The sequence below is a fragment of the uncultured Buchnera sp. genome, from assembly GCF_913776765.1.
GTDB classification, from domain to species: domain Bacteria; phylum Pseudomonadota; class Gammaproteobacteria; order Enterobacterales; family Enterobacteriaceae; genus Buchnera; species Buchnera aphidicola_AO.
Window position 1 is genome coordinate 568,455 of the sequence record NZ_CAJYPO010000001.1, and the last position, 15,252, is coordinate 583,706.

General features: G+C 22.7%; 15 protein-coding genes. 4 read left to right on the plus strand and 11 right to left on the minus strand.

All coding sequences use genetic code 11. The annotated features are described in order from the left end of the window. The first annotated feature begins 21 nt into the window (after nt 1–21). On the plus strand, nt 22–507 hold the full coding sequence (folA, locus tag QZ401_RS02745) for a type 3 dihydrofolate reductase (protein WP_295164733.1): 486 nt from the start codon (nt 22–24) through the stop codon (nt 505–507). Between the two features lie 43 nt (nt 508–550). Here the strand turns inward: folA and QZ401_RS02750 are convergent, their stop codons facing one another. From QZ401_RS02750 to QZ401_RS02760, 3 genes are all read right to left on the minus strand, one after another. Then, nucleotides 551–1,372: a symmetrical bis(5'-nucleosyl)-tetraphosphatase gene (locus QZ401_RS02750; RefSeq protein ID WP_295164734.1), complete on the minus strand. Its 822-nt coding sequence runs from the start codon at nt 1,370–1,372 to the stop codon at nt 551–553. A gap of 44 nt (nt 1,373–1,416) precedes the next feature. Then, nucleotides 1,417–2,229 (minus strand): 16S rRNA (adenine(1518)-N(6)/adenine(1519)-N(6))-dimethyltransferase RsmA, encoded by an 813-nt coding sequence (rsmA, locus tag QZ401_RS02755; protein ID WP_295164736.1) that lies wholly within the window; start codon nt 2,227–2,229, stop codon nt 1,417–1,419. 72 nt (nt 2,230–2,301) lie between these two features. Next, on the minus strand, nt 2,302–3,600 hold the full coding sequence (locus QZ401_RS02760) for a peptidylprolyl isomerase (protein ID WP_366664895.1): 1,299 nt from the start codon (nt 3,598–3,600) through the stop codon (nt 2,302–2,304). A gap of 268 nt (nt 3,601–3,868) precedes the next feature. Between QZ401_RS02760 and QZ401_RS02765 the strand changes: the two genes are divergently transcribed. Next, on the plus strand, nt 3,869–4,627 hold the full coding sequence (locus QZ401_RS02765; RefSeq protein WP_295164737.1) for a DedA family protein: 759 nt from the start codon (nt 3,869–3,871) through the stop codon (nt 4,625–4,627). 46 nt (nt 4,628–4,673) lie between these two features. Here the strand turns inward: QZ401_RS02765 and rplY are convergent, their stop codons facing one another. The 3 genes from rplY to folE all read right to left on the minus strand — a co-directional run bounded on the left by rplY (nt 4,674) and on the right by folE (nt 6,678). Continuing rightward, on the minus strand, nt 4,674–4,964 hold the full coding sequence (gene rplY, locus QZ401_RS02770; RefSeq protein WP_295164739.1) for a 50S ribosomal protein L25: 291 nt from the start codon (nt 4,962–4,964) through the stop codon (nt 4,674–4,676). Nucleotides 4,965–5,027: 63 nt separating this feature from the next. Next, the gene (gene nfo, locus QZ401_RS02775) at nt 5,028–5,867 is read right to left on the minus strand and encodes a deoxyribonuclease IV (RefSeq protein WP_295164742.1); all 840 of its coding nucleotides are present in this window, start codon (nt 5,865–5,867) and stop codon (nt 5,028–5,030) included. Nucleotides 5,868–6,024: 157 nt separating this feature from the next. Continuing rightward, complete coding sequence (folE, locus tag QZ401_RS02780) at nt 6,025–6,678, minus strand: GTP cyclohydrolase I FolE (RefSeq protein ID WP_295164883.1); 654 nt, start codon at nt 6,676–6,678, stop codon at nt 6,025–6,027. A 177-nt stretch (nt 6,679–6,855) separates the two neighbouring features. On the opposite strand from folE, the gene glyQ reads away from it, so the two are divergent. After that, on the plus strand, nt 6,856–7,734 hold the full coding sequence (gene glyQ, locus QZ401_RS02785; RefSeq protein ID WP_295164745.1) for a glycine--tRNA ligase subunit alpha: 879 nt from the start codon (nt 6,856–6,858) through the stop codon (nt 7,732–7,734). A 33-nt stretch (nt 7,735–7,767) separates the two neighbouring features. Next, nucleotides 7,768–9,843 carry a glycine--tRNA ligase subunit beta gene (gene glyS / locus QZ401_RS02790; protein ID WP_295164747.1) on the plus strand — a complete coding sequence of 692 codons (2,076 nt, stop codon included), beginning with the start codon at nt 7,768–7,770 and terminating at the stop codon, nt 9,841–9,843. Nucleotides 9,844–9,870: 27 nt separating this feature from the next. On the opposite strand, the gene yajC is transcribed toward glyS, so the two are convergent. The 5 genes from yajC to pheT form a co-directional block, all read right to left on the minus strand. Then, complete coding sequence (yajC, locus tag QZ401_RS02795; protein WP_295164750.1) at nt 9,871–10,203, minus strand: preprotein translocase subunit YajC; 333 nt, start codon at nt 10,201–10,203, stop codon at nt 9,871–9,873. 35 nt (nt 10,204–10,238) lie between these two features. Further along, nucleotides 10,239–11,345, minus strand: a complete 1,107-nt coding sequence (gene tgt, locus QZ401_RS02800) for a tRNA guanosine(34) transglycosylase Tgt (protein WP_295164751.1) — start codon at nt 11,343–11,345, stop codon at nt 10,239–10,241. Between the two features lie 56 nt (nt 11,346–11,401). After that, the gene (gene queA, locus QZ401_RS02805) at nt 11,402–12,475 is read right to left on the minus strand and encodes a tRNA preQ1(34) S-adenosylmethionine ribosyltransferase-isomerase QueA (RefSeq protein WP_295164754.1); all 1,074 of its coding nucleotides are present in this window, start codon (nt 12,473–12,475) and stop codon (nt 11,402–11,404) included. A gap of 73 nt (nt 12,476–12,548) precedes the next feature. Then, the gene (locus tag QZ401_RS02810; protein ID WP_295164756.1) at nt 12,549–12,851 is read right to left on the minus strand and encodes an integration host factor subunit alpha; all 303 of its coding nucleotides are present in this window, start codon (nt 12,849–12,851) and stop codon (nt 12,549–12,551) included. 4 nt (nt 12,852–12,855) lie between these two features. After that, entirely contained in the window at nt 12,856–15,252 is a 2,397-nt protein-coding gene (gene pheT / locus QZ401_RS02815; protein ID WP_295164759.1) for a phenylalanine--tRNA ligase subunit beta, read from the minus strand.

Consider the following 15,252-nt stretch of genomic DNA (forward strand, 5'->3'; position numbering starts at 1 on the left):
TTTAAAAAATTGTAAATAAATATGAAAATTAGTTTAATTGCAGCAATTTCAAATAATTTAGTTATTGGAAATAATAATAAAATACCTTGGTATCTTCCAGAAGATCTTAAATGGTTTAAAAAAAATACAATACATAAAAATGTTATTATGGGAAGACTTACATGGGAATCTATTTTAAATAATCCCCTACCAATGCGAAGAAACATTGTTGTTAGTCGTAAAAAAATCGTAAAAAAAGGCATTATATGGGTAAATTCAATCTCTAAAGCATTACTTGTTAGTAAATATGACAAAGAAATTATGGTTATCGGGGGAGCGAAAATCTATAAACAAATGTTGTTCTATGCAAATAAATTATATTTAACGCATGTGGATTTTAATGGAATCGGTGATACTTATTTTCCTCAGTACAAATTGTATAAATCTTGGAAAACAATATTTAAAAAACAATATTTTAAAGATAAAAATAATCCTTATAATTTTTGTTTTGAAATTTTATCAAGATAAAAAATACATGAATTAAATAGTTCAAAAAATTTTTTATTTCATTTCAATTAGTATTTTTTTGAAAAGATTGAGAAAAATATTTTTTATCTTCCCATCGAAACATAATTAATTTTCCTCCCCAACAACAACCATTGTCTAATGGGAAAAATGGTTGAGGTATTTTTATTCCTTTTAAAGAAGACCAGTGTCCAAAAAAAACTGAATATTCTTTTGGAAAATTATATGGCATTTTAAACCATGGTATTAGGGGATACTGAACTAAATTAGGAGATTCTTTACAAAAAAGGTTTAATCTACCATCAGGATAACAATATCGCATACGTGTGAAAACATTAATACTATATCTTAATCGGTCTAATGTATTTAAATTTAAGTTCCAATAATTAATTTTATTATTAAAAACAAATTTTAAAAACGAAGGATAATTTTTACCTGATAAACATTTTTCAATTTCTAATGCGCATTTTTTTGCTGTATCAATATCCCATTTAGGGCTAATACCAGCATGTGACATAATAATTTTTCGTTTTTCATCAATTTTTAAAAAAGATTGACATCGCAACCAATTAATTAATTCTAGACTATCTTTTGCAGATAAAAACTCATCAAAAAAATTTTCTTTTTTGTTTTCTCTAACACCAGAATATACTGCAATTAGATTTAAATCATGATTTCCAAGTATTATTTTCACTCTTTTTTTTAAAGAATACAAATATCTAATTACTTTAAGAGAACTTGGTCCTCTAGATACTAAATCACCTGCAATCCATAAAAAATCTTTTTTATCATCAAAACAAGATTTTTTTAAAAGTAATTTAAATTCTTTATAACAACCATGAATATCACTGATAAAATAAACGCTCATATATTTTTTCACTTTTTGAAAGAAAAATAATTAAGTAAAAATTTTTATTTTTTAAAAATATTATTTTCAATTATATAATTAGATAATTCGCAATACTGCAATATAGAAAGATTTTCTGCTCTTAATTTCGGATTGATATTTAATCTTAAAAAAATTTTTTCAGAAAATATTTCTCCTAAACTATGACGTAACATTTTTCTTCTTTTTTGAAAAGCTAAATTTGTTATATAACTAAGAATTTTAACATCATGAGTAAAATAAGGAGATTTTTTATATGGGATTAAATTAACAAACGTAGAATCAACTTTAGGAATAGGTCGAAAATTTTTAGATGAAACGTTAAATATTATTTTAATATTACAATAATATTGAGCTATAATACTTAAACGACCGTACGATTTACTTCCTGGAGAAGCAACTAAACGTTCAGCAACCTCTTTTTGCAGCATAAAATTCATGTCTTGAATTATTTTGTTTTTTTCAAATAAACAAAGAAGCAAAGAGGTAGCAACGTTATATGGTAAATTTCCAAAAATACGAATTAATCGATTATTTTCATAAAAAACATTATAGTAATCAAAAATTAAAGCATCTTGACAAAACACTATTAGCTTTGAATAAAAAGAACATTTTTTTAAAAAATTTAATAAATTTGAATCAATTTCAACGACGATTAATTCATCTATTATATTGCATACAGGTTTAGTTAATGCACCTAAACCTGGACCAATTTCAATTAGTGTTTGTTGTAATTGAGGGTCTATAAATTTAATTATTTTTTTAATTAAATTTTGATTTATAAGAAAATTTTGACCAAATCTTTTAAGAGGAAAATGTTTTTTTATTGTTTTATTCATTAGAATATACTAATTATTTGTTATAAAATCAAAAATTTTTATTAAAAAATTGATTTTAAATTTAATTAATTTTTAAAAAATCTTAACATAAGATGATTTTTTTAGTTCTCTTATCCAATTAGATCTTTCTTTTTTTATCTTTTTTTCTAATAAAATACGATAAGCTAAATCTTTGTCTATTTTATCGTTTTTATCTACTTGACGAATATCTAATAATTTAATTATATGCCATCCAAAATTAGATTTAATGGGCGTACTAATTTCACTTTTTTTCAAATTCCTTAAAAAATTGTTAAAATCATTGTTAAAAAAATCAGTTGAAATCCATCCTAAATCACCTTTTTTATTAGACGAATAAACATCATGAGATAATTTTTTAACAGCATAATCAAAACTATATTTTTTATTTTTAATATTATTATATATATAAAAAATCTCTTTTTTTGCTTGTTTGTCATTTAAAATAACAGAAGGACGTATTAAACAATGTTGTATATGAAATTCAGTGATAAAGTTTTCTTTACTATTTTTTTTAATTTTGTTAACTTTTAAAATATAAAAACCTTTTAGTCCTAATATAGGACCTAAAATTTGATTTTTTTTTACAATTTCTAGTTTATTGAAGAATATTTTTTTTAAATGTTTCAAAGATTGTAATTGTATTTTTTGTGATAAAAACATATTATTATTTTTTTTAAAATATTCATAATAATAATCAAAAGAAGAATTATTTTTTATTTTTTTCATAAAATGATCTGCTAAACGTTTTGTATTTTTAATTAAAATTTTATTTTTTTCTTTTATAAAAGGTAAAAAAATACAATTAAGATCTATTTTTTTTAATTCGTTTTTATCATTTATTAATTTTTTTAAAAATAAATCTACTTCTTTTTCTGAAATATGAATACGATTATTTAAAACATAATTTTGCATTATTTTAATTTTTAATGATCTTTTAATATTTTCAACATAGTCATTATAATCAAAAGCAGTGTTAATGCTATTCATTACAATATTTTTTTTCAATTGTTCAACAGTAATATTTTGCTTTAAAGCATACTTTATAAGTATATTATTTACTTGATCAGCAGTTACTACAATATCAAATTTTTTTGCTTCTTCTAAAATTAAAGTTTCTATAATTAATTTTTCAATTATTTTATCCCTTAAAAAATTAATTTTTAAAGGTATTTGAACTTTTTGATCTTCTTTTTTAAAAGAAAAAAGAACTTGATTTACATCACTATTTAATATAATTTGATTATTTACAATAGCAACAATTTTATCAATTTCCAATTCTTTAGAAGAAATAATAGAAAAAAAACTCGAAAAAACATATAAAATTAAAAAAAAATATACTTTCATTATTATTCTTCTTTCTTTTAAATTTTCTTGATTTTTTTAAAAAAATATCTAAATTTTTTAAAAATATTAATTTTTAACTATTTTTTTATAATTTTAAGATTAATTCTTTATTTAAATTTTTTTTGGAGGTTGTATTAAAAATACATATAACAAACAATATTCAATATATATCAAAAAAAAATAACTAAAAAAATTAAATAATCTTTAAATATATTTTTATAAATTATTTTATATATTTTATAATAAAAAAAACTTAAAAAATTAATGAGTATTTATGGAATCTTGGTTAACATCTTTAATAACACAATCTTTAACATATTCAATATTTATAGTAGGAATCGTATCTTTTTTAGAATCACTTGCTTTAGTAGGATTACTATTACCTGGAATAGTATTCATGGCAACATTGGGTACATTTATAGGTAATGGCAAACTACTTTTTTATCCTTCTTGGATAGCAGGTATAATAGGATGTTTGCTAGGAGATTGGTGCTCATACTATATTGGTTTATATTTCAAAAATTGGTTGCATAATTTAAAATTCTTAAAAAGAAATTTTTATTTACTTGATAAAACTAAATCTCTATTAGATAAACACAGTGTAGTAACAATACTTATAGGTCGTTTTATAGGACCAACCAGACCTCTTATACCAATGGTTGCTGGAATGCTAAAATTGCCTTTAAAAAAGTTTATTTTTCCTAGTTTATTAGGGTGTATTTTATGGCCTCCAATATATTTTTTCCCAGGAATTATTACGGGAATAGCTATAAATATACCTCCAAATCCACAAAATGACTATTTTAAATGGTTCTTATTAATTATTGCAATTTTAATATGGTTTGGAATATGGTTAATATCGAAATGGTGGAAAATTAAAAAAACAAAAAATAAAAACAACATGCATTTTATTAAGAGAAAAATTGGATGGATAGCATTAATTGTACTATCATCTGGCATTATAGGATTAGTATTAATACAATTTCATCCTACAATGATAATTTTCAGAAAAGTTTTTTCGACTATACTTTAAAAGTATTGGTATCAATATAATTGATATCAATATAATTACTAAAATATTAAATTTTTGCATAAATAAAATCAATATGTAATATCTTCATTTTGAATGAATGACGTTGTATAGCTTGAACTTTAACTATATATTTTTGTTCTTTAATTAATAAACATAAATTTTCTTTATAAAATTCTTCTTTTTTTTGTAAGTTAAAAATTAGATTATGATCCATCATGATGGATATAGAAGAATTATTAGAACCATATAAAATCCCTGGAAATTTATTTTTTATACGTAATTGTCTATTAAAACTTTTACCTTTTTTATCTTTTATTTCTGCTTTAACTATAAACATAGTGTACTCTCTCTAATGAATCTAATAAAAAACATAATTTTATTAAAAAAATTAATTTGATTTCTATTTTAATGATCTCAACCAATTAATTTCTTTTTCCCATATTTTTGGATTAATTGTTTCTAATATCATTGGAATGTTATAAAAATCTTTATTTTTTATAATCCATTGAAAAACTGATGTTCCAATTTCACCTAAACCTAAGCTTTCATGCCTATCTACACGACTATTAAATTTTTTTTTAGAATCATTTAAATGAAAACCTTTTAAATATTTTAATTCTATTAAGTCAAAGAATTTATTAAATGTACTTTCGTAATCTATTTTCGTTCTTAAATCATAGCCTGATGCAAATAAATGACAAGTATCGATACAAACTCCAATTCTAGATTTATCATCAATTTTTTTAATAATTTCATATAAATGTTCAAATCTATAACCCATATTAGTACCTTGTCCCGCAGTATTTTCTATTACAGCAACTACATTCTTTGTTTTTTCTAAAGCAATATTAATAGATTCAGCAATTCTTGATAAACAAGTAATCTCAGAAATTTTATTTAAATGACTACCAGGATGAAAATTTAAAAAACGTAAACCAAGTTGATCACAACGCATTATTTCATCAATAAAAGCAGCACGCGATTTTTCTAAAAAAACATCAATAGGATGACCTAAATTAATCAAATAACTACTATGGGGTAAAATTTTTTCAGGCAAAAAATTGTACTTAATACAAGCCTCTTTAAAATCATCTATATTTTTTTTTTGTAAAGGAAGAGAAATCCATTGACGTTGATTTTTAGTAAAAAATGAAAAAGTTGTTGCTTTTATTTGAAAAGCGCGAAGAACTGCTTTTTCTACACCACCAGAAGAACTAACATGTGCACCAATATAGTTCATATTTTTCTTTTCCATAAAAATTTTTAGGTTTCTCTAGTAAAATAGAAAAAAATGTTTTTTAATACTAAAGTTAGTTTTTTAAAAAAATATTTTAATTAAAAATTATATCATACTGAGAAAATTTGTTTTAATCAATAAAATAGATGTACTTATTTTTTTATTTTTTAAAAAATTCTTCTCGAATACTTTTATCAGATTTAAATAAACCCTCTAAACATGAAGTAACAGTGCTGCTTTTATTATCACGTACTCCACGAGCTTTAACACAAAAGTGATCCATATGAATAACAATTGCAACGTTTTTAGTTTGCAATAAAACTTGAAGAACCAGTAATATTTGTTTTGTTAAACGTTCTTGAATTTGAGGTCTTTTTGCATAAAACTGTGCAATTCTATTTATTTTTGATAAACCAATAATTTTATTCTCAGGGATATACGCAATAGTAGCCTGTCCATTAATAGTTATAAAATGATGTTCACAAGTACTTATTAAGAGGATATCACGTACTATAATCATTTCATTAAATTTTATTTTATTATCCATTAACATAATTTTTGGAAAATTTGTATAATCTAAACCAGAAAAAAGTTCATTAATATACATTTTTGATATTCGAATAGGCGTATCTTTTAAACTTTCATTTTTTAGATCTAAATTTAGTAAAGACATAATTTTATATAAATGTTTGGCAATTAATAATTCTCTTTCTTTTTCTTTTATATCATTGTATTCTTTTAAAATAGGATTTTCTAAACCTTTTAATAATAAAACATCACGTGCCATATTAGCTTCTTTAGTAATTTTTTTGATCATAATTTTTTCCTTAAATTAAACATCATATACTTTTTATTTTCACATATTTAACTTATTTAAGTTAATCTATATAAACTAAAAAATTTACACGCAAAAACATAACTATTAATTATATATAATATATACAATAAAAATATAAAATATATCTACTATTGCTTCTTTTGGATATAAAAAATGAAAAATAATCATAATAATTTTTCTAATCTAATTAAAATTTTACAAGAATATTGGACAGAACAAGAATGTACTATTTTTCAACCATTGGATTTACCAATAGGAGCAGGTACATTTCATAATACAACATTCTTTGGAACCATTGGTCCAGAACCTATCAAAGCAGCTTATATACAATCTTGTCGACGTCCTACTGATGGAAGATATGGAAAAAATCCAAATCGCTTACAACATTATTATCAATTTCAAGTAATCATAAAACCTCCTTTAAAAAACATTCAAAACATTTATTTAAAGTCATTAAATTTATTAAAAATAAATGAAAAAAATAATGATATACGTTTCGTAGAAGATAATTGGGAAAATCCTACATTAGGCGCTTGGGGGATTGGTTGGGAAGTTTGGTTGAATGGAATGGAAATTACTCAATTTACTTATTTTCAACAAGTAGGTGGACTAGAATGCAATCCTGTAACGGTAGAAATAACTTATGGATTAGAAAGAATAGCCATGCATATGCAAAATCAATCGAATGTATATGATCTTGTTTGGAATGAGAATAAATTTAAAAAAATTACTTATGGAGATATTTTCCAACAAAATGAAATAGAACAATCAAAATATAATTTTGAATACTCTAATATTGATTTATTATTTGAATATTTTCAAAAATACATATTTGAAGCAAAAAATTTAATAGAATTACAAAAACCATTATTATTGGTATCTTACGAAAAAATACTTCAAGCAAATCATATTTTCAATTTACTAGATGCTAGAAAAGCAATATCTTCTAGCGAACGCCAAAATTATATTCTAAAAATTAGAAAATTAACTAAAAAAATTGCACAAAAGTATTTATATTCAAGAAAAAAATAAAAATTCTATTGTATCCTTAAAAAGAGAAAAAAAATGATAAAAAAAACATTTTTAATAGAAATAGGAACTGAAGAACTACCTTCTAAAATCCTTAAAAATATAATTTTAATATTTTACAAAAATTTTGTAAATGAATTAAATTCTAACAATATTTTATATAAAAAAATCAATTATTTTTCTACTCCAAGAAGATTAGCTTTACAAATTATAGAACTCGACACTTCAGAAAAAATAAATGAAAAGATAAAAAAAGGTCCAGCAATAAAACATGCTTTTGATAAAAATGGTAATCCAACACAAGCAGCTTATTATTGGGCAAAAAATTGTAAAATTAATTTAAATCAAGCTCATCGATTAAAAACTCAAAAAGGTGAATGGATTATACATCGTATACAAGAAAAACAAGAAAAAATTGAATTATTAATTCCTAAAATAATAGAAAAAACACTTAGAAACATTAGTATAAAAAACACTATGAGATGGGAAACTGATAATCTTAGATTTATTCGTCCTATTCGTAATATTGTAATGTTATTAGACGATAAAGTTATTAAAAGCGTAGTATTTAATCTTCGTTCTAATAATTTACTCTATCACCATATTTCTTGTAAAGAAGAAAAAATATATATCAAAAATGCGATTGAATATCCATCAATTCTTTTTAAAAAAAATAAAATAATAGCTAATTATGAGACTCGTAAAGAAAAAATAAAAAATGAAGTGAAAAAAATAGCAAAAAAAGTTAATGGAACTATAAAAACAAATCTTTTTCTACTTGAAGAAATTACCTCTTTAGTAGAATCACCTAAAGCACTTTTAGCAACTTTTCAAAACTATTATATTGATTATATACCTAAAAAAATACTTATTCATACTATAGAAAAACAACAAAAATGTTTTGCAATATATAGTAATAATTTAGAAAAAAAAATTTTACCATATTTTATTTTTGTTTCTAATATCAACTCAAAAAAAAACAAAGAAGTTGTTTTAGGAAATGAAAAAGTTATGAATGCACGTTTATCAGATACTATGTTTTTTTTAAAAAAAGACAGGCAAACAAAATTAGAGAATTATCTCCCATACTTAAAAAAAGTTTCTTTTTATAATAATTTAGGCACATTATATGAAAAAACATTACGCTTAAAATTTCTTATAGAATGGATGTCTTCTAGTAATAATAAAATTAATAAAAACGACTTAACTAGATCAGCTATTTTATCAAAATGTGATCTTATAACTCAAATGGTAGGTGAATTTCCAGAATTACAAGGTACAATAGGAATGTATTATGCTTTAGAAAACAAAGAAAGTAAAGAAGTTGCTATAGCTATTCAAGAACAATACTTACCATCTTTTTCAGGTGATAAATTACCTTCTACTCCTATAGGTTGTTTATTATCTATTTCTGATAAAATCGACACTTTATCAGGTATGTTTTCTATTGGAGAAATTCCCGATCCAGAAAAAGATCCATTTGGACTAAGACGTGCTGCTTTAGGCATACTGCGTATTATTATAGTAAAAAAAATACCTATAGATTTAAAAAAATTAATTCAAATCAGCCTTGAAAATTATAATCTTAAAAATATAGATTATTCAATTATATCTAAAAAAATTATAAAATTTTTTACATCACGATTATCTTTTTTTTATGAAAAACAAGGATATAATATTAAACTTATTAAAGCAGTATTATCTTGTAAATTAACAGAACCTTTAGATATTGATAAAAGAATCAATGCAATTTCTAATCTTAAAAATATAGAATCAATTATCTTAACTTCTAAAAGAATAGATAATATTTTAAAGAAAAATAATCAAACAATTTCTAATAAAATTAATATTGAATGGATAAAACAAATAGAAGAAAAAAATTTATTAGAAAAAATAAAAAATTTTAATAATAAAACAAAAAAATTATTTATAGAAAAAAAATATGAAGAAATTTTATTAGAAATTAAAAAACTTGAAAAACCTATAGATAATTTTTTTGATAAAGTACAAATAAATCATTCAAATGTTGAAATTAAAAAAAATAGATTATCATGTTTAATAAAAATACAAAAAATTTTTTTAAAAATAGCAAATTTTTCTTATTTATATTAATAAATGAAAATTTTAATTAAAAATTATTTATAAAGATTCTAAAGTACCTTTAGGAAGAGATGAAACTATAAAATCTTTTTTTATAAATATTTCTGTTGTATTATTTAATTGGAGTAAAATATATCCATTTTTCGTGACTTTTTTAACTCGTCCTAAAAAACCACTAGTTGTCATTACTTCATCTCCTGGAGAAATAGAATTCATGAGATTTCTATGTTCTTTATCTTTTTTTTGTTGAGGACGAAATAGCATAAAATAAAATATTAATATAAATGCTACCAACATAAAGACTAAGGAATAAGAATTTCCTTCTAATGATTGATTTACTGCTGCATTGGCATCTTCAATAAAAAAACCCATTGAATAATTTTCCTAATTTATTTAAAAAAATAAGTTTATTTTTTTTGGTTATAAAAATTTAATATAAATTCATTGAAATTTTGTTGTTTTATTGCTTTTCTTATATTAGACATTAATGTTTGGTAATAATGTATATTATGTATTGTATTAAGACGAGAGCCTAAAATTTCATTACAAGAATCTAAATGATGCAAATAAGATCGGCTGTAGTTTTGGCAAGTATAACAAGTACATTTTTCGTCTAATACAGATAAATCGTTTTTATATTTAGCATTTCTAATTTTTATTATACCATTTGTTACAAATAAATGTCCATTCCTAGCGTTTCGTGTTGGAAGAACACAATCAAACATATCTATACCACGATAAACTGCTTCGATTAAATCTTCAGGTTTTCCTACTCCCATCAAATACCTTGGTTTATTGTTAGGTATTTGAGGAGTAATATGATCTAATAAGTCGTACATTTCTAATTTAGATTCACCAACAGCCAATCCACCTAAAGCATATCCATTAAAATCCATTTTTATTAATTCTTTTAGAGAAATATCACGTAAAGATTTATATATTCCACCATGAATAATACCAAATAAAAGATTTTTTTTATTTTTTTTCTTTAAGTCAAAATGTATACGACTTCTCCTCGACCAATTTAATGATCTTTCCATTGCATGCTTTGTTTTTTCCCAATCTTTATTATATGCAATGCATTCATCAAAAATCATAACAATATTAGAACCTAAATCTAATTGAATTTCCATTGATAATTCTGGAGTTAAAAAGAATTTCTTACCATTAATATGATTTTTAAAAATTACCCCTTCTTCGCTGATTTTACAAAAATTTGAAAGACTAAAAATTTGAAATCCTCCTGAATCAGTTAAAATAGGACCATTCCAATTCATAAAGTTATGTAAACCACCATGTAGTTTTATAATATCTTGACCTGGTCTTAAATATAAATGAAATGCGTTAGATAAAATTATTTTACTACCAGTATTTTTAATTTCTTCTACATTAAGACTTTTTACTGTTCCATACGTTCCAACTGGCATAAAAACAGGAGTTTCTATAATATTCCCATTAAAATTAAACTCGCCGTATCTGGCTTTTTTTTCCTTACTGATAATCTGAAATTTCATTTTTTTTCCATATATTCTATAAAAATTTAATACTTTAACAATTATATAAAATAATACTAAATCAATATTTTTTCATATGGAGCGAATTTGTTATAAGTTATATACATTGCATCTCCATAACTAAAAAAACGATAATTATTTTTAATTGCTTCATGATAAGCACTTATAGTATTTTTATAACCTAAAAAAGAAGATACTAACATTATCAATGTTGACTCAGGAAAATGAAAATTTGTAATTAAAGCATCTACAACATTATGTTTATAGCCAGGATATATGAATATATTAGTATCTTTAACATAATTTTTTTCATTTTTCCAGGAAGTTGAATGATATGCACTTTCTAATGCACGTAATGTAGTAGTACCAACAGCAATTATACGACCACCTTTTTTCTTACATAACTTAATTTTTTTAATTAAATTCGATGAAACTTCAACTGATTCAGAATGCATAATATGTTTTTCTATTTTTGAAGTTCTAATAGGTTGAAATGTTCCACTTCCTATATGTAATGTTAAGAAATCTATATCAACTCCTTTTTTGTTTAATTCTTCTAACAAGGGTAAGTCAAAATGTAATCCAGCAGTAGGTGCAGCAACAGAACCTAAATTTTTTTTATATACAGTTTGATAGAGACTTAAATCTATTCTCTCATTAAATCTTTTAATATAAGGAGGTAATGGCATATATCCAATGTTATTAAATATATCAATAATCGAACTTGTATTATTATAAAAATCAATTTTATAAAAAGGCCTGTTATAACCAGTTACAAAAGATTTAATTTCATTTTTTTTTCCGAAAAATAGATGAGAATTAATTTTAATTTTATTAGAAGATTTAATACTAGCTAAAATACTATTTTTATTTAGTATTCGTTCTAATAAAACTTCAACTTTACCACCACTTTTCTTATAACCAAATAAACGAGCAGAAATTACTTCAGTATCATTAAAAACCATTAAATCACCAGAATTAATTTCATTTAAAATATTAAAAAAAAATTTATGACTTATTTTTCCTGTATGACCATTAATCACAAGTAAACGGCATTTACTTCGAATAAAACAAGGATAAACGGCTATAAGTGATTGGGGTATTTTAAAAGAAAAATTACTAAGATCCATATTTTATTTCTTTAAAGGAATAATTTATATATATGTAATATATTGTTTTTTGATAAGTAACAATTAAATGCTATTAATATTTAATTTTTAAAAAACAATTTTTAACTCTATTTTTTAATTTTTGACATGCTTTAAAAGTAACTACACGCCTTTCAGTAATAAGAATACTTTCTCCTGTTCTTGGATTTCTACCAGGACGTTCTTTCTTGTTTTTTAATTGAAATTTTCCAAATCCAGACAATTTTACATTCTCACCTTTCTCTAAAGATTTTCTAATTTCTTCAAAAAAAAACTCTACAAATTCTTTAGAATCCCGCTTAGTTAATTTTAATTTTTCAAATAAATTTTCTGAGATTTTAGCTTTTGTAACCACCATATATTTATTTCCTTAAAACCACTTGAAATTTTTTCTTCAGTATTTTTATACAATTATCTAGCATTAAGTTAATTTCATCTTCTTTTAAAGTTTTTTTACAGTTTTGAAAAACAAAACTAATTCCTAAACTTTTTTTTCTATTATCAAATTTTTTAGAGGAATACACATCAAATAAATTAATTTCTACTTGTTTATTAAGAAAAAAATCTTTACATACTGTGATAATTTCTGAAAAAGAAATCTCATTTGAAACTAATATAGCTATATCGCGACGACTTGTAGGATATTTAGAAATTTCTTCTATATTAGAACATTTCAATTTTGAAATATAAGTAAATGATAATTCAAACAGAAATGTAGCACTATTTAAGTTTAATTTTTTTTCTATTTGAGGGTGGATTTTACCAAAACTACCAATAGATTTATTATCCAAATAAATTTTTGCACTTTGTTCTGGATGTAATCCTAATATTTTTTCATGTCTAATTTCAAATTTGTTTAATCCACATATCACTTCTAATAACGACTCTAAATCACCTTTTAAATCATAAAAATCCACATTTCTTCTGACAGAAAACCAATTTTCTTTACTATAAAAACCACTTATTACACCTCCTAAGAAAAGTTCTTGCTTTATTCCAAGAATTTGTGACTTATCAATTGAAAAACACAGTCCTCTTTCAAAAAAACGCATACTCTCTTGTTGACGATTTTTATTGTAAGAAACAGTCTTTAAAAGACCAGGCCATAATGATAAACGCATAGACGAAAAGTCTTTAGAAATAGGATTAGAAATTAATATTTGATTATTGTTAGGAATAATATCTTCTTGAATAGAAGGATTAATAAATGAATAAGTTATTACTTCATAATATCCTCTGTTAATAAGCAACGTAGTTGCTTCATCTAATAAAGAATCTTTTACATCTCTGTTTTTATTATTAAACTTAAAACCTTCTTTCAATGGATTTAAGGGAATATTGTTATAATTGTATATACGAAGTATATCACCTATTACATCTTCTTCAATTAAAATATCAAATCGCCAACTAGGTGGAAGTACATACCAATATTTTTTTTGAAAATCTACTTCATATTCAAGACGCAACAAAATATTTGAAATAATAGAAAAGTCAACGAAAAAACCTATATATTTATTAAAATTTTTATGATATAGCTTTATTCTATTTGAAGCAGAAAAAGAATTAAAATTGATATTTTTTATAGTAATAGGACCTGCTTTACCACCACAAATCTTAATAATTAAATATGTTGCGTATTCTACAGCATATTTTTGAAGTGATGAATCAACACCATGATTATAATAATCTAAAACATTATTAAAACCTACTTTTTTTAAAGTATTTAATATTGACTTTTTATCAACTAAATATGAACTTAAAAATATATTTGTAGTCTTTTTATTTGGTTCTAAACCATAAGCATTTGTATTACCAGGAATAAATAATATTTTTGTTTTATCTGAAAATACCAAAATATCTTTATCTAGTAATATTTTAGTATTATTTTTTAGAATCAAGACCTCTTTCTTTTCAGCCATACGAATCTGAATTGCGTCATCTATTTTATCTAAGTTTAATACATTTAATGGTTGTCCAATTTCGATTAAAATGTAATTAAGAATATTTTCAATTATATTTTCTGATAATAAATCACAGAAAAATAATTTTTTTTTCATCCAAAATGGAGTATCAACATTTAAATCAACATTTTTAATAATTCTTCCAAAATAATTAATACTTTTTCTTTTAGTACAAATTGTAATAGGAAGCTGATCTTCAATTTCTATCGGAACAATTCTTTCCTTTAATTGAACTATTTTTAAATTATTTATAGCAGCTATATTTCTAGCTATACCTAAAATATTCAAACCATCTGGACGATTAGGTGTTACAGTTACTTTAATAAAAGTGTCTTTTTTTAACGAAAACAAATCATTTATTTTTTTTCCTATAGGAACATCTTGAGGAAGTTCAATAATATCTTTGGAAAAATTAAATAAACCTAATTCAAAAAAAGAACATAACATACCTTCAGATAATTTTTCTTGTATTTTTTTTATCTTAATTTGTAATCCATTTGGTAAAATACTACCAATAGTAGCAACTACAACTTTGATATTGTTACGACAATTCGAAGCTCCACATAGAATGTTTAATAATTTTTTACTACCTATATCTACTTTTAGTATTTTTAAATTATTTACCTTATGATGATCAATGCATTCAACTATCTTACCAGATAAAAAACCATTAAATATAGGATTAAATTCATTAATTGATTCTATTTCTATACCAGATTCAATAATTTGATTTCTCAAAGTAATACTATTGATATTTGGATTTATCCATTCACGTAACCAATTCTCATTAAATTTCAT

Excerpts from the sequence above, each read along its gene's own strand:
- folA (WP_295164733.1), top strand. The coding sequence starts at position 22 with ATGAAAATTAGTTTAATTGCAGCAATTTCAAATAATTTAGTTATTGGA.
- QZ401_RS02750 (WP_295164734.1), bottom strand. The coding sequence starts at position 1,372 with ATGAGCGTTTATTTTATCAGTGATATTCATGGTTGTTATAAAGAATTT.
- rsmA (WP_295164736.1), bottom strand. The coding sequence starts at position 2,229 with ATGAATAAAACAATAAAAAAACATTTTCCTCTTAAAAGATTTGGTCAA.
- QZ401_RS02765 (WP_295164737.1), top strand. The coding sequence starts at position 3,869 with ATGGAATCTTGGTTAACATCTTTAATAACACAATCTTTAACATATTCA.
- rplY (WP_295164739.1), bottom strand. The coding sequence starts at position 4,964 with ATGTTTATAGTTAAAGCAGAAATAAAAGATAAAAAAGGTAAAAGTTTT.
- nfo (WP_295164742.1), bottom strand. The coding sequence starts at position 5,867 with ATGAACTATATTGGTGCACATGTTAGTTCTTCTGGTGGTGTAGAAAAA.
- glyQ (WP_295164745.1), top strand. The coding sequence starts at position 6,856 with ATGAAAAATAATCATAATAATTTTTCTAATCTAATTAAAATTTTACAA.
- glyS (WP_295164747.1), top strand. The coding sequence starts at position 7,768 with ATGATAAAAAAAACATTTTTAATAGAAATAGGAACTGAAGAACTACCT.
- yajC (WP_295164750.1), bottom strand. The coding sequence starts at position 10,203 with ATGGGTTTTTTTATTGAAGATGCCAATGCAGCAGTAAATCAATCATTA.
- tgt (WP_295164751.1), bottom strand. The coding sequence starts at position 11,345 with ATGAAATTTCAGATTATCAGTAAGGAAAAAAAAGCCAGATACGGCGAG.
- queA (WP_295164754.1), bottom strand. The coding sequence starts at position 12,475 with ATGGATCTTAGTAATTTTTCTTTTAAAATACCCCAATCACTTATAGCC.
- QZ401_RS02810 (WP_295164756.1), bottom strand. The coding sequence starts at position 12,851 with ATGGTGGTTACAAAAGCTAAAATCTCAGAAAATTTATTTGAAAAATTA.
- pheT (WP_295164759.1), bottom strand. The coding sequence starts at position 15,252 with ATGAAATTTAATGAGAATTGGTTACGTGAATGGATAAATCCAAATATC.